Origin of the sequence: Azospirillum sp. A23 (assembly GCF_042938965.1) — a bacterium.
GTDB classification, from domain to species: domain Bacteria; phylum Pseudomonadota; class Alphaproteobacteria; order Azospirillales; family Azospirillaceae; genus Azospirillum; species Azospirillum melinis.
This window is the reverse complement of the sequence record NZ_CP170667.1, coordinates 1,847,832-1,867,333: the sequence shown is the minus strand read 5'-3', so window position 1 is coordinate 1,867,333 and position 19,502 is coordinate 1,847,832. Positions and strand designations below refer to the sequence as shown.

Here is a 19,502-nt window from a genome sequence, read left to right as displayed (position 1 = left end):
CGGCGAGTGTCTGCTGCGGTCAGGCGAACACCATCCCGCCATCGACCAGCAGGGACTGGCCGGTCATGAAATCGCTGTCGGACGAGGCGAGGAAGCGGGCGACGCCGACCAGATCGTCGGGCCGCGACGGCCGCCCCAGCACGGCGCCGGCGGCGAACATGTCGAAGGCCTCGTTCTCCGACTTGGTGATGCCGGTGTCGCGGAAGCCCTGGTCGATGATCTTCCACATCTCGGTCGCCACCACGCCGGGACAGATGGCGTTGGCGGTGATGCCGTCCTTGCCGAAGCCGCGGGCGGCGGCCTGGGTCAGGGCCACGACGGCGAACTTGCTGGCGGAGTAGTGGGCCAGCGGCTCGTAGCCCTGCTTGCCGGCGATGGAGGCGGTGTTGACGATCTTGCCGCCGCCGCCCTGTTTGCGGAAGGTCTTGATCGCCTCCTGCATGCCGATCAGCACGCCCAGCGCGTTGACGTCGTTGACCGTGTGCCAGTCGTCCTCGGTGATGTCGAGGAAGGGCTTGGTCTGGGCGATGCCGGCATTGTTGAAGATAACGTCGAGCCGGCCATGGGCCTTCACCGTCTCGTCGATCATGCGGCGGACGGCGGCGCGGTCGCGGACATCGACCGTCACGGCGATGGCGCTGCCGCCGGCCGCACGGATGGCTTCGGCGACCTGTTGGGCGTCGGCCTCGGTGCGGTCGGCGATGGTCAGCTTGGCACCGTCGGCGGCTAGCGCGCGGGCGATGGTGGCGCCGATGCCGCGGCCGGCGCCGGTGACGATGATGCACTTGTCCTTGAGATCGGGCATGAACGGTCTCCTGCCGGCGCGCTGGCGGACAGCCTGCGCGCCGGTGGCGAAGGGTTCGGGAACCGGGGAAAGGGGCGGGAAGGGGGCTGGCCTCCTCAGTCCGCCTTGGCGATGTGGTCCTTCAGCAGCGCGTTCACTTTGCCGGCCGCCTCCATCTGCACCATGTGGCCGGCGCCGGGGATGACGGCGACCTGTGCCGTGTTCGCCAGCGCCTGGGCATGGTCGGCGGGGATAACGCGATCCTCCTCGCCCCACACCACCAGCGTCGGCGTCCTGGCATCGGCGATGCCGGAGGCGAGCACGCTGGCCTGCCGGCCCTCGGCGAACAGCGAGGCCGACAGCGCCCGCAGCGCCTCGTCCACACCGTCCAGCCGCTTGTACTTCAGGAGGTCGTCAACCATCTGGCGGCTGACAAGGCCACGGTCGGCGAAGAGCGTCTCCAGGACCGGTTTCAGGTCGCGGCGCGATGTCGCACCGACGAAACCCTGGATGTAGCCATGGTCGATCTGCTCGCCGAGACCGGCCGACGCGATCAGCGACAGCGACGCCACCCGCCCCGGCGCGTCGAGCGCCGTGCGCATCGACACCGCGCCGCCCATCGAGTGGCCGACGAAATGGGCGCGCTCCACCCCAACCGTATCGAGGAAGCCCAGCACCGCCTTCGACAGGCCGGACAGGCTGGGGTCGGCGATCTGCTTGTTCGACTGGCCGTGGCCGGGCAGGTCCAGCGCATAGACGGTGGCCTTCTCCGCCAGCGCGTCGATGGTGAACAGCCAGTTGTCGAGATCGCCGCCGAAGCCGTGGACGAGCAGGACGGTCGGCCCAGCCTCGCCCCGTTTGGCATAGCGGATGGTGCCGGCCGGGGTTTCGGCGGTGTGGTATTGCGGGCCGGCCTCGGCCTCGCCGTCGTCTTCGCTGGCCGGGACGGCATAGGCGTTGATGAAGGCGTCGATGTCGTCGTCCGGCACGTCGGGTTCGGCCAGCACGGCGATCAGCGCCTTGACCGGATAGACGGTGCCGGCTTCGCCCAGCACCCGGCGCAGCACGCCGGTTTCGCCCGCCTCGACCACATTGGTGATCTTGTCGGTCTCGACCTCCAGCAGCTCATCGCCGATGGAGATGGTGGATCCCGGCCGCTTCAGCCAGCCGGTGACCTTGCCCTCCGACATGGACAGGCCCCATTTCGGCATGACGATGGGCTTGATGCGCTCGTTCAACATGGAACTCGGTCTCCTGGGAATGCTTTTTTGCTTGGCGCGCACCCTTCCCGTCACTCCCGCGCAGGCGGGAATGAGGGAGCGGGGCGGCTCGTGCGTGCTGTGTGGTGTGAGGCCGGTCTCTTACGCCGCGATCCGCGGCGATGCGCCCTTGGGCGACAGGGTGCGCTTCACGGCGCTGGCAATGCTGTCGGCGCTGGGAACGTACAGATCCTCCAGCGACGGCGCGAAGGGCACCGGCGTGTGCGGCGCCGTCACCATCTGGATGCCGGCCTTCAGCGCGCCGAAGGCGTTCTGGCCGACGAAGGCGGCGATGTCGGTGGCGAGGTTGCAGCGCGGATGCGCCTCGTCCACCACCACCAGCCGGCCGGTGCGCTCGACGCTCTCGACGATGGTGTCCCAGTCGATGGGCGACAGGGTGCGCAGGTCGATGACTTCGGCCTCGGTGCCGTCCTTCGCCAGCGTCGCCGCGGCTTCCATCGCGCGGTGGACGGTCAGGCCGTAGCTGACGATGGTCACGTCGTCGCCGTCGCGCAGCACATTCGCCTCGCCGAAGGGGATGGCGTAGCTCTCGGCCGGAACCTCGCATTCCAGGCCGTAGAGGTTCTTGTGCTCGCAGAAGATGACCGGATCGTTGTCGCGGATCGACTGGATCAACAGGCCCTTGGCGTCATAGGCGTTGCTGGGGCAGACCACCTTCAGCCCCGGAATGTGGGTGAACAGCGGGGTGAGCATCTGCGAATGCTGGGCGGCGGCGCGAAAGCCGGCGCCGACCATGCCGCGGATCACCACCGGCGTCTCGGCCTTGCCGCCGAACATGTAGCGGAACTTGGCGGCCTGGTTGAAGATCTGGTCGAAGCAGACGCCCATGAAGTCGAGGAACATCAGCTCCGCCACCGGGCGCAGACCGCAGGCGGCGGCGCCGACGGCGGCACCGATATAGGCGGATTCCGACAGCGGCGTGTCCATCAGCCGGTCGCCATGCTTGGCATACAGACCCTTGGTGACGCCCAGCACGCCGCCCCAGGCGTCGTCCTCGCCCTGGGCGCCGGTGCCGCCGACGATGTCCTCGCCCATGACGATGACGGTGGGGTCGCGGCGCATCTCCAGATCCAGGGCCTCGTTGATCGCCTGCTTCATGCTGATCTTGCGGGACATGTGTTTCCTCCGCGCGTTTCGCGTCTCTTGGATTGGGGTTTGGCTCAGTAGGCGACGTAGACGTGGCTCAGTAGGCGACGTAAACGTCGCGCAGCAGGTCTTCCGGCGCCGGCAGCGGGGCGGCCTTGGCGGCACGCGTGGCGTCCTCGATCAGCGCGTTGACGTCGCGGTCGATGGCCTGCAACTCGTCGCGGCCGATCACCCCGGCCTCGACCACCCGTTCCGACAGGATGGTCAGGCAGTCGCGGGACGCGCGGATCGCCTCCAACTCGCCCTTGGCGCGGTAGGTCTGGGCGTCGCCTTCGAAATGGCCGTAGAAGCGGACCATGTTGCATTCCAGCAGGGCCGGGCCGCCGCCGTCGCGGGCGCGGCGGATGATCTCGCCGGCCGCCTCGTACACCGCGAAGAAGTCGGTGCCGTCCACCGTGACGCCCGGCATGCCGAAGCCGGTGGCGCGGTCGACATAGCTGTCGCAGGACACCGCCCATTCCATCGCGGTGGATTCGGCATAGCCGTTGTTCTCCACCACGAAGACCACCGGCAGGTTCCACACCGCGGCGAGATTCAGGCTTTCCAGGAAGGTGCCCTGGTTCGACGCGCCGTCGCCGACGAAGGTGATGCCGACGCCGCGGTCGCCGCGCACCTTGGCCGCCAGCGCCGCGCCGCAGATCAGCGGCGCGCCGGCGCCGAGGATGCCGTTGGCGCCCATCATGCCCTTGGACAGGTCGGCGATGTGCATCGACCCGCCCTTGCCCCGGCAGGCGCCGGTGCTGCGGCCGTAGATTTCCGCCATCATCGCGTGGACATCGACGCCCTTGGCGATGCAGTGGCCGTGGCCGCGGTGGGTGGAGGCGATGCGGTCGTTGTCGTTCAGGTGCATCATGATGCCGGTGGCGCAGGCCTCCTCGCCGGCATAGAGGTGGACGAAGCCGGGGATGTCGCCCTTGGCGAAATCGACGTGCAGCCGCTCCTCGAACTCGCGGATCGTCCGCATGGTGCGGTAGGCCTTCAGCAACTCGTCCTTGCCGAGGGGGAAGGGATTCTGGGCCATGAGGTGTTTTCTCCCTGGAGTGTGTTTGATGTTTAAAAGTCGGCGGCGACGGGCACCGGGGTGCCGGTCAGCAGCCGGTTCTGGCCGGCGTGCCGCATCACTGCGGCGACGTTGACCGTGCGGAAGGCGTCGTCCCGGAGCATCAGGGACAGACGGTCGCGTTCGGTGAAGGACAGCTCGCGCTCGCCATCCAGCGCGACCGAGCCGGCGGTGACCTCCGGCACGAAGGCCACGCCGGCCGGCATGCGGCGCCAGTCGGTGACGCCGACCCGGGCCATCATTCCCGGCGCGATGGGGGCGTTGAGGGTGGTGATGCCCTTGCGGCTGGTGCCATCCGGTGACAGCCGCACCATCAGACCGCCGCTCTCGTCGCGGCCGACGGGTTCCAGCAGGCCGGCGATGGCCGACATGCCGATCACCTCGGGGTCGGCGAAGGTGACGTAGAGCTCGCGGAAATTCTCGGTCCGCCACAGGGCGCGGGCGCCGATGTAACGCTCCGTCACCAGGGCGACATCGACCAGCGCCATCTCGGTGACGGTGGTGCCGGTCGCGCCGCCGGCGAGGGACACGTCGATGCGCTTGTTGGCGGCAAACGCGATGTGCGGCGGCACCCGTCCGGTCACGACCAGCCCGGTGGCGAGCCCGGTGATCGTCGGCTCGCGGTGTTCGGGGAAGGCGTTGTTGGTGCCGGTGGAGATGCCGGCGATGGGCACCGTCCCGCATTCCGCCGCCACCGCCCGGTGGGTGCCGTCGCCGCCCAGCACCACCAGCGCCGACACGCCGGCCCGCCGCATCTCCGCGGTGGCGCGGTGGGTGTCGGCGACGGTGCCGGTGACCGGCATGGAGACGGTGTGGAGGGCGGGATAGATGTCCTCGCCGCGCGAGGCGCCATTCCCCCTGGCCCGCATCAGGCCGCGCTCGACATGGGCGCGGATGCCGCCATTCTCCGGCATCATCAGCACGTCGCGGACGCCGCAGGCGTGCAACGCCGCCAGCACCCGCAGCAGGATGTTCGCCCGGTCGGCGATCTGCAGGCTGGTGGCGTTGGCGACGACCCGGCGGATATCGCGGGCTGAAACCGGATTGGCGACGATGCCGACGACCGGAGCCAAGATAGCGTCTCCCCCTCGGTGATGCGCGCCGTTGATCGACGCGCGGTTCGAGGGGAATAAGAGCAACCGCCGTGCCAGATGGTCAGTTCGGCGGATTTTCTTGATTTTCAACGGTTCGGGGTGATGTAGCAGGGTGGGGCGTTGCAACAGGTGTTGCACGGACTGTTGCGCCGCCGATGCAACAGGTGTGGCGCCTCATATGTGAGATCGGGGCCAACCTGTGGCGCCCTGGCATTCCACCCCTGCGCGGCGCCCGTCTTGCCAAGGGCTTGCCTGCCGCTTTAGCCTCCCTTGGTCATACCAATGAACCATCCGAATGACTCATCGACCGGGGAGGACAACACCCATGACCGTCATCGCCACCACCCAGCCGCGCGCGGCCCTGACCGAGGAGGCCCGGGCCGAGCTGTCGGCTCTGCTGGGCGACCGGTTCACCACCTCCCTGCCGGTGCGCGAGCATCACGGCAAGGACGAGTCCTATCACACGCCCTTCCCGCCGGACGGCGTCGCCTTCGCCAATTCGACCGAAGAGGTCAGCGCGATCGTGAAGATCTGCGCGAAGCACAAGCTGCCGATCATCCCCTTCGGCACCGGCACCTCGCTGGAGGGTGGCATCGCGGCGCTGGCCGGCGGCATCACCATCGACCTGTCGGGCATGCAGCAGATCCTGCGCGTCAGCCCGGAGGATCTGGACGTGACCGTCCAGGCCGGCGTGACCCGCAAGCAACTGAACGAGCATCTGCGCGACACCGGCCTGTTCTTCCCCATCGATCCCGGCGCCAACGCCTCGCTGGGCGGCATGTCGGCGACCAGGGCCAGCGGCACCAACGCCGTGCGCTACGGCACGATGCGCGAGAACGTGCTGGGGCTGACCGTGGTGCTGGCCGACGGCCGCGTCATCAAGACCGGCGGGCGGGCGCGCAAGTCGGCGGCCGGCTATGACCTGACCCGGCTGTTCGTCGGCTCCGAAGGCACGCTCGGCATCATCACCGAGGTGACGCTGAAGCTCTACGGCATCCCGGAGGCCATCTCGTCCGCCGTCTGCGCCTTCCCGACCATCAAGGGTGCCGTCGACACGGTGATCCAGACCATCCAGGTCGGCGTGCCGGTCGCCCGCATCGAGCTGCTGGACGAGGTGCAGATCGACGCTGTCAATAAATACTCCAAGCTCGACTACGCCGTCGCCCCGACCCTGTTCTTCGAGTTCCACGGCACCGAGGCCGGGGTGAAGGAGCAGGCGGAGATGGTGGCCGCCATCGCCGCCGAGCATGGCGGGATGGAGTTCGCCTGGGCCACCCGGCCGGAGGACCGCTCGAAGCTGTGGCAGGCCCGGCACGACGCCTATTACGCGGCACTGGCCCTGCGTCCGGGATCGAAGGGCTGGCCGACCGACGTCTGCGTGCCGATCTCGCGGCTTGCCGACTGCATCCTGGAGACCAAGCAGGATCTGGCGGAGTCCAACATGCTGGCCCCGATGGTCGGCCATGTCGGCGACGGCAACTTCCACCTCGTCTATGTCCTCGACCCGGAGAACCCGGCGGAGCTGGCGGAGGCGCAGCGCCTTGCCGACAAGATGGTGACCCGTGCGCTGGAGATGGGCGGCACCTGCACCGGCGAGCACGGCATCGGCTATGGCAAGATGGCCTTCCTGGAGCAGGAGACCGGCGAGGCCTTCGGCGTCATGGGAGACCTGAAGCGCGCCTTCGATCCGGACAATCTGCTGAATCCGGGCAAGGTGGTGCGGGTGTAAGGGGGCTTCGGCCCCCTCCTTCCCTTCACCGGAACTTCGGCCGCCGCCCCGCCTTCAGCGCCTGGACCGCCTGGTCCAGCGTCTGGAGGAACTGCGACTTGTCGCGCTGGCTCATCGGGGCGTTGCCGCCGCTGACCACGCCCATGTCGCGCAGATCCTGCATCAGCGCGCGGGTGGCGAGCGCCGAGCCGACGCTGTCGGGCGTGAAGGGGCGTCCGGTCGGGCCGATCACCACCGCGTTGCGTTTCACGCAGCGGTCGGCCAGTTGGATGTCCGCCGTCACCACGACGTCGGTCGGACCGGCATGGTCGGCGATCCAGTTGTCGGCGGCGTCGAAGCCGTCGCCGACCACAACCAGTTCCGCCATGCACTCCGTCGGCAGGCGCAGCGGCGCGTTGGCGACCAGCCAGACCTTGGAGCCGGTGCGGCCGGCGACCTTGTAGACCTCGGCCTTGACCGGGCAGGCGTCGGCATCGACGTAGATTTCGACCTTGGGACTGACCAATCCTGTTCCTCCTGTCGCCGCCCGGCCCTCGCCGGGTGGCTCAACAAGGTTTCATGCAAGGCCCTTATGCGCTAAAACCAGTCCCTAGCGACAGGGTGCCGTAGAACCATCGGGATGGGGCGGCGCCAATTCTCACATTTTTTCGGAAGGTCGGAGCGGCGCATGGCGTCCTACCAGTATGTCTATGTCATGAAGGGCCTGACCAAGGTCTATCCTGGCGGCAAGAAGGTTCTCGACAACGTCTGGCTCTCGTTCCTGCCGGGTGTGAAGATCGGCGTGCTCGGCGTCAACGGTTCCGGTAAGTCGACCCTGATGAAGATCATGGCCGGGCTGGACAAGGACTACTCCGGCGAGGCCTGGGTGGCCGAGGGCGCCAAGGTCGGCTACCTGCCGCAGGAGCCGCAGCTCGACCCGACCAAGAGCGTCCATGAGAACGTCATGGAAGCGCTGGGCGAGACCAAGGCGCTGCTCGACCGCTTCAACGAAGTGTCGAACCTGATGGCCGATCCGGACGCCGACTTCGACGCGCTGCTGGCCGAACAGGGCGAGTTGCAGGAGAAGATCGACGCCGCCGACGCCTGGGACATCGACCGCACGGTCGAGATCGCCATGGACGCGCTGCGCTGCCCGCCGGGCGACGCCGACGTGACCAAGCTGTCGGGCGGCGAGAAGCGCCGCATCGCGCTGTGCAAGCTGCTGCTGGAAAAGCCCGACCTGCTGCTGCTCGACGAGCCGACCAACCATCTCGACGCCGAATCGGTCGCCTGGCTCCAGAAGCATCTGGAGGACTACAAGGGCACCGTCGTGCTGGTCACCCACGACCGCTACTTCCTCGACAGCGTCACCGGCTGGATCCTCGAACTCGACCGCGGGTCGGGGATTCCGTGGGAAGGCAACTACTCGTCCTGGCTGGAGCAGAAGCAGAAGCGTCTGGAGCAGGAAGGCCGCCAGGAAGAGTCGCGCCAGAAGCAGCTGGCCACTGAACTGGAGTGGATCCGGCAGTCCCCGCGCGCCCGTCAGGCCAAGAGCAAGGCGCGCATCACCGCATACGAGACCTTGCTGGCAGAAAGCGGCAAGGAACAGTCCGGCGAGACCCGGATCGTCATCCCGGTGCCGCCGCGCCTCGGCAACGTCGTCATCGAGGCGGAGAGCATCGCCAAGGGCTTCGGCGACCGGCTGCTGATCGACGGCCTGTCCTTCCGGCTGCCGCCGGGCGGCATCGTCGGCGTCATCGGCCCGAACGGCGCCGGCAAGACCACGCTGTTCCGCATGATCACCGGGCAGGACGGGCCGGATGCCGGCACCTTCCGCGTCGGAGACACGGTGAAGCTCGGCTATGTCGACCAGAGCCGCGACAGCCTCGACGCCAAGAAGACGGTGTGGGAGGAGATCTCCGACGGGCTGGATCTGGTCGAGCTGGGCAAGAAGACCATGCCCAGCCGCGCCTATGTCTCCAGCTTCAACTTCCGCGGTCCCGACCAGCAGAAGAAAGTCGGCCAGCTGTCGGGCGGTGAGCGCAACCGCGTCCACCTCGCCAAGATGCTGAAGTCCGGCGCCAACGTCCTGCTGCTCGACGAACCGACCAACGATCTGGACGTCGATACGCTGCGGGCGCTGGAAGACGCGTTGCAGAGCTTCGCCGGCTGCGCCGTGGTCATCAGCCACGACCGCTGGTTCCTCGACCGCATCGCCACCCACATCCTGGCCTTCGAAGGCGAAAGCCACGTCGAATGGTTCGAAGGCAACTTCCAGGATTACGAGGTCGACAAGAAGCGCCGCCTGGGCGCCGATGCCGACCAGCCGCACCGCATCAAGTACAAGCCGCTGGTGCGCAGCTGATCCTGTAGGCTGAACGGAAAAGGCCGCCCCTTCCAGCCGGAGGGGGCGGCCTTTTCATGCCTGCGACCGGTAAATCCGGTCAGCGGGTGACGTCGTCATCCGTCCGGTCGGACGGCGGCCGGTCAGACAGCGGATTGCGGGCGTTCTTGTCCCGCGTGTCCTCGATCTCCACCTCGGTGCGGCGGACGGTGTCGCGGACGCTCTGGGCGCGTTCCTCGACATCCTTGCGGACCACAACGGTTTCGCGGACATGGGCGGTCTTGCTGACCACCGCTTCCTCGTCGGTCTCCGTCACCTCGATGGTGCGCTCGCGGAAGGCGTCGGCCGGAACTTCGCTGCTGCCCCCCACCATGCCGCCGGGGCGGCGTTCGACGGTGACGGTCTCGTCGCGCAGGCGGACCTGCTCCTCGACCGGCGTCTCGACGACATAGCTGCGGACGCGGACACCGCCGCGCTCGACGCTGCGCTTGCCGATGTTGACCTGCTCCTCGACAATCGGGATCTGCTCTTCCCGTTCCGAGGTGCCGGTCCGCGTGGCGTCAGTGTTGACGTCGCGCATGGCGGCGGCGGCGCCGGTCAGTCCGGCCGCAGTGCCGGCCGTCGTGCTGCTCGTGGTATCGATGGCGGTACGGCCCGGCGAATAGCGCACGCGCTCCTCCTGCGCCGACGGCTCGTCATAGTACTCGGCAGTCTCGTCGTAACCCGTCCAGCCGGCTTCTCGATAGGCGCTGCTGCGTTCCTCGACGTCCACCACATTGCCGCGCTCCAACACGTCCATGGCGCGGTCGACATCCTCCTCGTCCAACCTGAGCTTCAGCAGAGAGCCGCCGCGGCGGACGCCCTCGGCATAGACCTGCGCATCCTGGTTCGGGACGCCCCAGCCGGTCAGCCGGGTCAGCATGCCGCCGGACGCGGTGCCGGTCGCGATGCCGTCGGATCCCATCGTGCCCATGCCGGTTCCGGCGGCGCCCAGGCCGCTTTCCATGCCAAGCCCAGCGCCGGTGCCGGGCACAGTGTTGGGCGAGGCGACATAGCCGGTGGACAGGTCGGTGCGGGCCATGCCGCTCGCCGCGCCGATGGAGCTGTCGCCGGTCAGGGTGCCGGTGGGGGAGCCGCTCAGGTCTCTGTCGCCCCAGCCGCCGCTGGACAGATCGCTGTGCGACAGGATTTCGATGGCACTGGATTCGAAGCCGGCAGCCTGCAGATCGCGGGATGCCGTTTCCGCGTCGGATCGGTGGTCGTAGAGGGCAACGATGGTTTTGGTCATCGGTCTCACTCCTCGGGCGAAGTCTGATTGGGGGATCGGACGGGGGTGGGCGGGGCTGTCACACGCTCCACCACCGCTTCTTCGGAACGCAGGGTGACGGGCTGCTCGACCTCGACGGTCCGCCGGTTCTTGCGGATGTGCAGCTCTTCGCGGAGCACCAGGCGGCGTTCCACGACCAGCACCTCCTCCACCAGCGGGATCACCGTCACGTCCCCCTCCTGGCGGATGCCGGGGTAGGCGTCGATCTCGCGGTCGATGGGTACGCGGGTGACCGTGGCCTCTTCCTGGTCCAGCGCTTCGCGGACCATCTCCTCCCGTTCGGAGATGCGCGTGCTGACGCGGACGCGGCTTCGCTCCACCCGCTGCTTGCCGACGGTCACCGACTCGTCGTGCAGGGGAATGACCACATCGCCTTCGTCCGAAGGCGATCCGTTGTCGGCCGTCATGGCGGCAGGTGCCGCCGGGTCAGCGGAACAGGAGATAGAGGACGACCGCGACCACGATCAGGCCGATGATGATCCACATCCAGTTCATGCCCCAACTGCCGGCTCCGCCGTCGGAGCCGTCATACACGCCAACTTTCCTGGGTTTCTGTTCGTCTGCCATGGGAGCCTCCTATCGGATGTAGACCGGCAGGGTTTTGCTCCCATCCGGCACGCATCCTTCAAACAGAGGCACGTCACTGATCGTTCCGGGGATTCAACGATCCTTTGAAATAGACGGAGCGATGGCAGGAAAGTTTGTGCGGCCGGCGTCAGCCCGCCATCTTCTGGTGTTCCAGGAAGGCGGTCTTCAGCAGAGCCTTCAGATCGTCGCCATACTGGTGGAAGCGGACGGACAGCTGTCCGCGCTCCTCGTCGCGGTGCAGGACGACGAGGTTGGCGACGGCGGCCACCTCCTGCCGGTCGGCCAGCACGACGCGGGCCTGGAAGGTCTGGCCGCGCTGATAGGGCTGGTTGACCGCCAGCAGGCACAATCCGCCGACCGACCAGTTGCGGGCGGGGAAGCTGCCATGGTCGGTGTGGACGACCATGCCGGGGCGGACGAAGCGCTTCTGCCGCCGCCGTTCTTCCGGCGGGGGCGGGGGGAAGGGGCTGGAGGCGCCGGCGATGTCGATGCCGGAGCGGTCGGTCAGCGCCTTGGTGAACACGGCACCGCGCACGATTGCCGGTCCCATGGCGGAGTCACGCAAGTCGGCATCGGAGAAGTCGGCGCCTTCGAAATTGGCCGGCCAGTCGCGGCCGCCGGCCAGCGGCACCGGCCGGGCATCGACCCCGCTCATCAGCGTGTGCGCCAGATAGGCGCGGCGCAGGGTGGCCCCGCGCAGAACGGCGTCGCGCAGGTCGGCCTCGTCGAGGTCGATGTAGGACAGCTCCGCCATCTCCAGGCTGGCCTTGGTCAGGCGGGCGCCGGGCAGGCGGCAGCGGCGCAGGCGGGCCGCCGCCAGCGTCCGTCCATGCAGGTCCGCCCCCGCCACCGACACGAGGTCGAGGTCGAGCCGAGCCCCCTCCGCCCCGCCGCTGTCGACCCAGCGCTCGTGCCGCTCCACCAGTTCCAGGAACTCGGCGACCGGCATCGCGCTGTAGCTGGGGCGGACGATGGCGTCGGGCGGCAGGGCGAAGGGGATGAAGGTGCGGGTCAGGGTGGCGTGGTCCATCACCGTGTTGCCGAACACCGCCCCGTCCAGGTTGGCGCCGCAGAAATCGGTGCCCATCAGCACGGCGGAGGTCAGCTCCGCGCCCGTCAGGTCGGCGTCGTTCAGATCGGCGCCGGTCAGGTCGCAGCCGGAGAAGTTGGCGCCGGCCAGGATCGACCGCTCCATCTTCGCTTCGGTCAGCCGGGTGGTGCCGGTGCCACGGGTGGAGGTCTGGCCGCCGGTCTGGCCGTTACCGTCCTGGCCGCCGCTGTCCACCAGCTCGCCCGCGCGGAAGTCGGCACCGCGCAGGTTGGCATCGGTCAGCAGGGCGCGGTGCAGGTTGGCGCCGCGCAGGTCGGCGCCGGTCAGGACGGCGCCGGTCAGGTTCACCGCCTCCATGTCGGCGCCGAACAGGTCGGCCTGCGACAGGTTTGCCTTCACCATGCGGGTGTTGCTGAGGTTGGCCCCGGCCAGCTTGGCGCCGGCCAGCGACACGCGCTCCAGATTCAGCCGCGAGAGGTCGCGGAAGCTGAGATCGGCGCGCCGACCGGTGGACGGCCGCTTCAGCCATGCCTGATGCGCCTGGATGATCGTCCGGAGTTCGTCGATCTCTTTCGGATCGCGTTCGGCCATGGCGTCGGGTTCCCGGGTCCAACCGTATGACGAAAGACAGCAATGTCGTTGCAACGATAGCCCGTTCGGACAGGCGCGTCACGGGTTCTGAAGGCTCCGGAGCAAATCGCTCCAATGGACGTTCTGTTGCCGCAGCTCCATCCGGGGCGGACTCCCTGCAGGATGACCGACGTGGCCGGACCGAACCGTTCTCTCGATCTGCTGAACTTTTTCCTCGCCGACGTGCGGGATGGGCTCGGCCCTTATCTGGCAATCTATCTGCTGACCGTCCAGCATTGGAACGAGGCGGACATCGGGCTGGTGATGACGCTCGCCGGGCTGGCGGGGATCGCCGCACAGGTGCCTGCCGGGGCGCTGGTCGACGGCACCCGCTACAAGCGCGCGGTGGTCGTCGTCGCAGCGCTTCTGGTGACGGTGGGGTCGCTGACCCTGCCCTGGCTGAACAGCTTCACCGTCGTCGCCGTGCTTCAATCGGCGGTGGGCGCCGCCGGGGCGGTGTTCCCTCCGGCCATCGCGGCGATCACGCTGGGGATGCTGGGGCCGCGCGCCTTCGTCCGCCGGGTCGGACGCAACGAATCCTTCAACCATGCCGGCAATGCGGTGGCGGCCCTGCTCGCCGGTCTGGCGGCCTATGCCTTTGGACCCATCGCGGTGTTCTGGCTGATGACCGTGATGGCGCTGTGCAGCATCGCCGCGACGGCCGGCATCCCCGCCAACGCCATCGACCATGCGGTCGCCCGCGGGCTGCATAGCGGCGACCATGGCGGCGGCCGCGAGACGCCGTCCGGGCTGCGCGTCATCCTGAGCTGCCGTCCGTTGCTGATCTTTGGCGGATGCGCCGCCCTCTTCCATTTCGCCAATGCGGCGATGCTGCCGCTGGTCGGCCAGAAGCTGGCGATGAAGGATCCGGCGCTGGGCACCAGCCTGATGTCGTTCTGCATCGTCGCCGCACAGCTGGTCATGGTGCCGATGGCGATGCTGGTGGGCGCCAGGGCCGACCGCTGGGGGCGCAAGCCGCTGCTGCTGGCCGCCTTCCTGGTCCTGCCCGTGCGCGGTGTTCTCTACACCCTGTCGGACAACTCCGCCTGGCTGGTCGGCGTCCAACTGCTGGACGGGGTCGGTGCCGGGCTGTTCGGCGCGCTGTTCCCGCTGGTGGTCGCCGATCTGACCGAAGGGACCGGGCGCTTCAATGTCAGCCAGGGCGCCATCGCCACCCTCCAGGGCATCGGCGCCGCGCTCAGCACCGCCGCCGCCGGACAGATGGTGGTGCGGGAGGGGTACAGCGCCGCCTTCCTGATGCTGGCCGCGGCTGCGGGCGTGGCCCTGCTGCTCGCGGCGCTGCTTCTGCCGGAAACCCGCCCGGAAACAGGCAATGTCGGCGCTGCGGAGGCCGGGGAGGACGACATGGCATCGGCCGACGCCGCAAAGGCCGCATCGGAGGCCTGAAACGACGAAGCCCGGCTCCAATACGGGGCCGGGCTTCGCGGTAGGGGGATGCTGTGGACCGGTCAGCCGGTGCGGCCGACCTTCTGGCGCAGCGCCTGGATCAACCCGTCGACGCGGCCGCCATTCTGTTCGATGACGGAGGCGAATTCCTGCCGCTGGGTCACGCCCATGCTGACATTCTCCACCACCACGTCGATGATCTTGTAGTCGGCGCCGGCCTTGCGGACACGCCAGCTGACATTCACCGGCGGGCCGTTGGGACGGACGATCTGCGTCGTTACCATGCTGTCCGCCTCACCGGCCGGGCCGACGCCGGCGATCTTGAACGTCTCGCCGGAATACTCGACGAAACGCTCGGCATAGGTGTTGACGATCAGCTGTTCGAACAGCTTCTGGTATTCGGTCCGCTGCGCCTCGTTGGCGCTGTTCCAGTAGCGGCCCAGCACCCAGCGGCCGATGTACGGCACGTCGAAGCCGGCGTACAGCAGCGTACGGAAGCGCTGGATCGCCTGATCGCGCGACAGGCTCTTGTCCGAGAAGGTTGCGATGGCGTCGTTCCCCAGCTTCTGGATGAACGCGCTTGCCCCCTGGTCCGCGGTTTGCGCGGCTGCGGGAGAGATGAGAGAGTGCCCGGCCCAACCGCTCACCGCGAGCAGGGCAGCGGACGCGACAAACTGGCGGCGTGTCAGCATGATGGGGCGAAAAGTGGCTGTTGCTGGGGCTTTGTCAACGGTCATCTGGCCTTTGGGCTGCCGCTGGATGCTTTTGGAGGAGGTTTTCGATTCTGCCCCAACGTCCGGCGCACCCCGCCGGCCCGCCAGCCCGACCGCCGCACCCATCCCCGGAGGGTGGCGTGCGGTGGTCACGATGGGCGAGGCCGCAGAGTCTTTTAAGAACCGATTAGGGCTTCGGCGCGGTGGTGAAGTCCGGGAATTCCGGAGTCGTGCCGGCCTTGTTGTTGTTGATCGCCGCCCGGCGCTGCTGCTGGTACAGGCTGCGCACGGTGGCGTAGAAGTCCAGCGAGTTGCGACGCAGGTCGTCGACCTCCTTCAGAACCTCCGACCGGCGGTCGACGGCGCTGACGATGCCGCGCGTCATATAGGCGCCCTTGTGGTCGTTGGCGTAGGCCCAGATGCGGATCGGGTCGCCCACGGTGTCGACGGCGTAGCCGGCGGTGTCGCGCAGGTTCGACGGACCCAGCAGCGGCAGGACTAGATACGGACCGTCGCCAACGCCCCACACCGCCAGCGTCTGGCCGAAATCCTCCGGCGCATGCGGGATGCCCGCCTGCGACGCGACGTCGGCGATGCCGCCAGCGCCCAGGATGGTGTTGGTCAGGAAGCGGCCGGTGGCGTTGGTCGCCCCCTCCACATTGCCCTGCAGCAGGTTGTTGGCGATGTAGAGCGGCGACATCAGGTTGTCGATGAAGTTGTGGATGGCGTCGCGCACCGGATCGGGCACGACCCCCACATAGACTTCGGCCGCCGGGCGGATCACCAGCACGTCGGCCGCCTCGTTGGCGGCGAAGACGAAGCGGTTGGGGATCTCCAGCGGATCGCTGACCTGATAGGCCGCATCCGTAGCACCCGAGTCGCCCGGGTTGGTCGCGCAGGCCGTGGCCGTCAGGGCGAAGGCCACCACGGTGGCCGAACGGAGGAGGGAGCGGGAAAGGCTGGCCAGCTTCATGTGCGACGGCTCTTTATCTGTGGGCTCGACTCGGTGCGGGTCGCCGCATCTCCTGTCCACAACTGAAGACCCCGATGGCTGGAGTCCTCAACCCTGGCAAGGTGGCTACGCGGTCGGGAGGAAGATTGGGCGAGATATCGCAGAATTTCCACCGTTTCCTGACCTAACACAGGCTTCGCCTTTTGACCAGCATGCGCCGGCATGGCGCCGGAGAGCCTGCGGCGACTGTGTCGGCTTTGCCGCAATGCGGCGGGAGAGCTTTCATCCTGCCGCTTTCCGCCGCGGACTGCCGGCACCTGGGCCGGCCGGCGCGGACCTGCCGCGGGTGTCGGCGCAGGCGGCTGAGAAAAGCGGTTTACGACGCATAAAGATATCTTTATATCTGTATCCAGGCCGGCGGGGCGGGGTGTCCCGTCCGGCCGGCCCCTTTCCTGGCCCGAATCGGACGTGAGGCGATGGACGATCTGCTTGCGACGCTGAAGGCGGCGGCCGAAACGACGCGACTGCGGCTGCTGGCACTCTGCGCGCATGGCGAGCTGACGGTGACCGAGCTGACCCAGATCCTGGGCCAGAGCCAGCCGCGCGTCTCGCGCCACCTGAAGCTTCTGTGCGACGCCGGCCTGCTCGACCGCTTCCGCGAGGGGACCTTCGCCTTCTACCGGCTGGCCGAGAAGGGGCAGTCGGCCGAGCTGGCGCGCGTTCTGGTCGACGCCATCCCCGCGGACGACGCCACCCTCATCCTCGATCTGGAGCGGCTGGACGCCATCAAGCGGTCCCGCTCGGAAAGCGCCGCCGCCTATTTCCGTGAGAATGCCGCGCGCTGGCACGAAATCCGCTCCCTTCACGTTGCGGAAGGCGAGGTCGAGGCCGCTCTGCTGCGCCTGTTCCCGGAAGAGGGGGTGGAGGAGCTGCTGGATATCGGCACCGGCACCGGACGGATGCTGGAGGTGCTCGCCGGGCGCGTCCATCGCGCGATCGGGGTAGACCAGTCGCGCGAGATGCTGGCCGTCGCCCGCAACCGGCTGGAGGAGGCTGGCCTGCGCCACTGCCATGTCCGTCAGGCCGACATGTACCAGCTGCCGTTCCCCTCCGGCTCCTTCGACGCCGCGGTGATCCATCAGGTGCTGCACTACACCGAATCGCCGGCCGGCGTGCTGGCCGAGGCGGCGCGGGTCCTGCGCCCCGGCGGGCTGCTGCTGATCGTCGATTTCGCCCCCCACCATCTGGAAGCCCTGCGCGAGGAGCATGCGCACCGCCGCCTGGGCTTCTCCGATGCCGAGGTCGCCGGCTGGTGCCGCCAGTCCGGCCTCGACTGCGGCCCGGTGGTGCAACTGCCGGGCGACCCGCTGACCGTTTCCGTCTGGCCGGCCACCCGCCTTGCGGCCGGCGCCGCCATTTCCTTCCCGAAGACCGCCCACTCGCTCAGCGGAGTTCCGTCATGACCGCGCCCACCTCTGCGCTGCCGTCCATCAGCTTCGAGTTCTTCCCGCCCAAGTCGGAGAAGATGGAGCAGAGCCTGTGGCAGTCGATCCGGCGGCTGGCCCCGCTGTCGCCCAGCTTCGTGTCGGTGACCTACGGTGCCGGCGGATCGACGCGCGAGCGCACCCACGCCACCGTCTGCCGCATCCAGGACGAGACCGGCATCCCGGCCGCCGCCCATTTCACCTGCGTCGGCGCCACCCGCGACGAGATCGACGCCATCGCCCGCACCTATTGGGATGCCGGCATCCGCCATCTGGTGGCGCTGCGCGGCGACCCGCCGGAGACCGCGGGCGGTGTCGGCGGACAGTATGAGCCCTTCCCCGGCGGCTACGCCTATGCCGCCGATCTGGTGGCGGGGATGAAGCGCATCGCCAACTTCGAGATCTCGGTGGCGGCCTATCCGGAAAGCCATCCGGAAGCGCCCAACGCCCAGTTCGACCTGGACAACCTGAAGCGCAAGGTCGATGCCGGCGCCACCCGGGCCATCACCCAGTTCTTCTTCGACAACGACGCTTATTTCCGCTTCCTCGACCGCTGTGCGGCGGCCGGCATCCATGTGCCGATCGTCCCCGGCATCCTGCCGATCACCAACTTCGCCCGCGCGGTGGAGTTCGCCGGCAAGTGCGGCGCCTCCATGCCGGCGAAGCTGGCCGAGACCTTCGAGGGGTTGGACGACGATCCGGAAACCCGCCAGCTCGTCGCCGCGACGGTGGCGGCGGAGCAGTGCCAGGCCTTGCAGGCGCAGGGCGTGAACGACTTCCATTTCTACACGCTGAACCGGTCGGATTTGACCATCGCCATCTGCCGCATGCTGGGCGTGAAGGCGAAGGCCGCTCCGGCCGCGGCGGCGGTGGCGGGGTAGGGCGCCGCCCGCCGCCCTGTGCTACGCTGGGACGGCGAATTGTCGCGGGAGGGCGATGACATGGACAGCCGGATCGGATACGACACGGACTTCTACGCCTGGACCCAGGAACAGGCGCGGCTGCTGCGCGAAGCGGCGACCGAACGCTCCAACTCGCCCATCGACTGGGAGCACATCGCCGAGGAACTCGACATCATGGGCGGGCAGGTCAAGGACGCGATCCGCAGCCATCTGGCCACGGTGATCGAGCATCTTCTGAAACTCGAACAGTCGCCCGACCCCTATCCGCGCCGGAAATGGCGGATCTCCGTGGCCAAGGCCCGCCGCCATCTGCAGGACAAGCTGGAAGACCATCCGAGCCTGCAGCGCTGGCCCGCCGAGATCCTGGGAAAGGCGTGGCTGGACGGTCGCGACGACGCCTGCCAGGACGACAGCATCGCCATCGACGCGCTGCCGAAGGATTGCCCCTACGCCCTGGAGGATCTGCGCGATCCCGACTGGTGGCCGCCGAACCGGCATGGGCTGGAGGACTGACGCCATGGACAGCCGGATCGGATACGACACCGACTTCCTCGCCTGGACCGAGGAGCAGGCACGCCTGCTCCGCGAGGCGGCGCGCGAGCGCATCAACACGCCCATCGACTGGGAGAATGTCGCGGAGGAGATCGAGAGCATGGGCCGGTCCGAATTGCGCGCGGTCGAAAGCGCGCTGGTCCGTGTGATCGAGCATCTGCTGAAACTGGAATACTCTCCAGCCGCAGATCCGCGCGGCAACTGGCGCCGCACCGTCCGCGAACAGCGCGACCAGGCGAATGACGGTCTGGAGGACAGCCCCAGCCTGCGCAGCAGGATCGACCTTGCCAAGTCTTACCGGCGTGGCCGCGACTATGCGATGGAGGGGCTTGAGCAGGACGGGGTGCCCGCCGACCTGCTTCCGCCAGATTGCCCCTATTCCCTGGACCAGCTTCTCGACGAGGACTGGTGGCCGTTGAACCGCCACGGCCTGACCTGAGACCTGACCCTGCCTTTTCTGCCCCGAACCCGCCAAATAAC

The 19,502-nt window shown here is 68.2% G+C and carries 19 protein-coding genes; 7 read left to right on the top strand and 12 right to left on the bottom strand.

What is annotated here, in order from left to right:
- Nucleotides 1–19: 19 nt before the first annotated feature.
- The 5 genes from ABNQ40_RS26175 to ABNQ40_RS26155 form a co-directional block, all read right to left on the bottom strand.
- Complete coding sequence (locus tag ABNQ40_RS26175; RefSeq protein WP_109050576.1) at nt 20–805, bottom strand: SDR family NAD(P)-dependent oxidoreductase; 786 nt, start codon at nt 803–805, stop codon at nt 20–22.
- Nucleotides 806–900: 95 nt separating this feature from the next.
- Nucleotides 901–2,025, bottom strand: coding sequence for an acetoin dehydrogenase dihydrolipoyllysine-residue acetyltransferase subunit (locus ABNQ40_RS26170; protein ID WP_199235356.1), 1,125 nt, complete (start codon nt 2,023–2,025; stop codon nt 901–903).
- Between the two features lie 120 nt (nt 2,026–2,145).
- Nucleotides 2,146–3,180, bottom strand: a complete 1,035-nt coding sequence (locus tag ABNQ40_RS26165) for an alpha-ketoacid dehydrogenase subunit beta (protein ID WP_098740310.1) — start codon at nt 3,178–3,180, stop codon at nt 2,146–2,148.
- Between the two features lie 67 nt (nt 3,181–3,247).
- Nucleotides 3,248–4,231, bottom strand: coding sequence for a thiamine pyrophosphate-dependent dehydrogenase E1 component subunit alpha (locus ABNQ40_RS26160; protein ID WP_391347809.1), 984 nt, complete (start codon nt 4,229–4,231; stop codon nt 3,248–3,250).
- 32 nt (nt 4,232–4,263) lie between these two features.
- Nucleotides 4,264–5,343: an ATP-NAD kinase family protein gene (locus ABNQ40_RS26155; RefSeq protein WP_391347806.1), complete on the bottom strand. Its 1,080-nt coding sequence runs from the start codon at nt 5,341–5,343 to the stop codon at nt 4,264–4,266.
- Nucleotides 5,344–5,689: 346 nt separating this feature from the next.
- Here ABNQ40_RS26155 and ABNQ40_RS26150 point away from each other — a divergent pair, with 346 nt between their 5' ends.
- Entirely contained in the window at nt 5,690–7,093 is a 1,404-nt protein-coding gene (locus ABNQ40_RS26150; protein ID WP_109050578.1) for an FAD-linked oxidase C-terminal domain-containing protein, read from the top strand.
- Between the two features lie 25 nt (nt 7,094–7,118).
- Here ABNQ40_RS26150 and ABNQ40_RS26145 read toward each other — a convergent pair whose 3' ends face one another.
- On the bottom strand, nt 7,119–7,598 hold the full coding sequence (locus ABNQ40_RS26145; RefSeq protein WP_109050579.1) for a YaiI/YqxD family protein: 480 nt from the start codon (nt 7,596–7,598) through the stop codon (nt 7,119–7,121).
- 162 nt (nt 7,599–7,760) lie between these two features.
- Here ABNQ40_RS26145 and ettA point away from each other — a divergent pair, with 162 nt between their 5' ends.
- Entirely contained in the window at nt 7,761–9,437 is a 1,677-nt protein-coding gene (gene ettA / locus ABNQ40_RS26140) for an energy-dependent translational throttle protein EttA (RefSeq protein WP_109050580.1), read from the top strand.
- A 79-nt stretch (nt 9,438–9,516) separates the two neighbouring features.
- Here ettA and ABNQ40_RS26135 read toward each other — a convergent pair whose 3' ends face one another.
- The 4 genes from ABNQ40_RS26135 to ABNQ40_RS26120 all read right to left on the bottom strand — a co-directional run bounded on the left by ABNQ40_RS26135 (nt 9,517) and on the right by ABNQ40_RS26120 (nt 12,973).
- Nucleotides 9,517–10,704, bottom strand: a complete 1,188-nt coding sequence (locus tag ABNQ40_RS26135; protein ID WP_109050581.1) for a YsnF/AvaK domain-containing protein — start codon at nt 10,702–10,704, stop codon at nt 9,517–9,519.
- A 5-nt stretch (nt 10,705–10,709) separates the two neighbouring features.
- A complete protein-coding gene (locus tag ABNQ40_RS26130; protein WP_109050582.1) occupies nt 10,710–11,150 on the bottom strand; it encodes a YsnF/AvaK domain-containing protein in 441 nt (146 codons plus the stop codon).
- Nucleotides 11,151–11,169: 19 nt separating this feature from the next.
- Nucleotides 11,170–11,310, bottom strand: coding sequence for a hypothetical protein (locus ABNQ40_RS26125; RefSeq protein ID WP_158285599.1), 141 nt, complete (start codon nt 11,308–11,310; stop codon nt 11,170–11,172).
- A 148-nt stretch (nt 11,311–11,458) separates the two neighbouring features.
- Nucleotides 11,459–12,973 carry a pentapeptide repeat-containing protein gene (locus ABNQ40_RS26120; RefSeq protein ID WP_109050583.1) on the bottom strand — a complete coding sequence of 505 codons (1,515 nt, stop codon included), beginning with the start codon at nt 12,971–12,973 and terminating at the stop codon, nt 11,459–11,461.
- A gap of 162 nt (nt 12,974–13,135) precedes the next feature.
- Between ABNQ40_RS26120 and ABNQ40_RS26115 the strand changes: the two genes are divergently transcribed.
- Complete coding sequence (locus ABNQ40_RS26115; protein ID WP_247879867.1) at nt 13,136–14,419, top strand: MFS transporter; 1,284 nt, start codon at nt 13,136–13,138, stop codon at nt 14,417–14,419.
- Nucleotides 14,420–14,481: 62 nt separating this feature from the next.
- Here the strand turns inward: ABNQ40_RS26115 and ABNQ40_RS26110 are convergent, their stop codons facing one another.
- Nucleotides 14,482–15,285, bottom strand: a complete 804-nt coding sequence (locus ABNQ40_RS26110; protein WP_247879868.1) for a phospholipid-binding protein MlaC — start codon at nt 15,283–15,285, stop codon at nt 14,482–14,484.
- 34 nt (nt 15,286–15,319) lie between these two features.
- On the bottom strand, nt 15,320–16,105 hold the full coding sequence (locus ABNQ40_RS26105; RefSeq protein ID WP_109050585.1) for a VacJ family lipoprotein: 786 nt from the start codon (nt 16,103–16,105) through the stop codon (nt 15,320–15,322).
- A gap of 455 nt (nt 16,106–16,560) precedes the next feature.
- Between ABNQ40_RS26105 and ABNQ40_RS26100 the strand changes: the two genes are divergently transcribed.
- The 4 genes from ABNQ40_RS26100 to ABNQ40_RS26085 are packed head-to-tail and all read left to right on the top strand — an operon-like array spanning nt 16,561 to nt 19,461.
- Complete coding sequence (locus tag ABNQ40_RS26100) at nt 16,561–17,547, top strand: metalloregulator ArsR/SmtB family transcription factor (protein WP_109050586.1); 987 nt, start codon at nt 16,561–16,563, stop codon at nt 17,545–17,547.
- A complete protein-coding gene (gene metF, locus ABNQ40_RS26095) occupies nt 17,544–18,449 on the top strand; it encodes a methylenetetrahydrofolate reductase [NAD(P)H] (protein WP_109050587.1) in 906 nt (301 codons plus the stop codon). The genes ABNQ40_RS26100 and metF overlap by 4 nt, the downstream gene beginning before the upstream one ends.
- A 60-nt stretch (nt 18,450–18,509) precedes the next feature.
- Nucleotides 18,510–18,983: a DUF29 domain-containing protein gene (locus tag ABNQ40_RS26090; RefSeq protein ID WP_109050588.1), complete on the top strand. Its 474-nt coding sequence runs from the start codon at nt 18,510–18,512 to the stop codon at nt 18,981–18,983.
- Nucleotides 18,984–18,987: 4 nt separating this feature from the next.
- Nucleotides 18,988–19,461, top strand: coding sequence for a DUF29 domain-containing protein (locus ABNQ40_RS26085; RefSeq protein ID WP_247879869.1), 474 nt, complete (start codon nt 18,988–18,990; stop codon nt 19,459–19,461).
- The last annotated feature ends 41 nt before the right edge of the window (nt 19,462–19,502 follow it).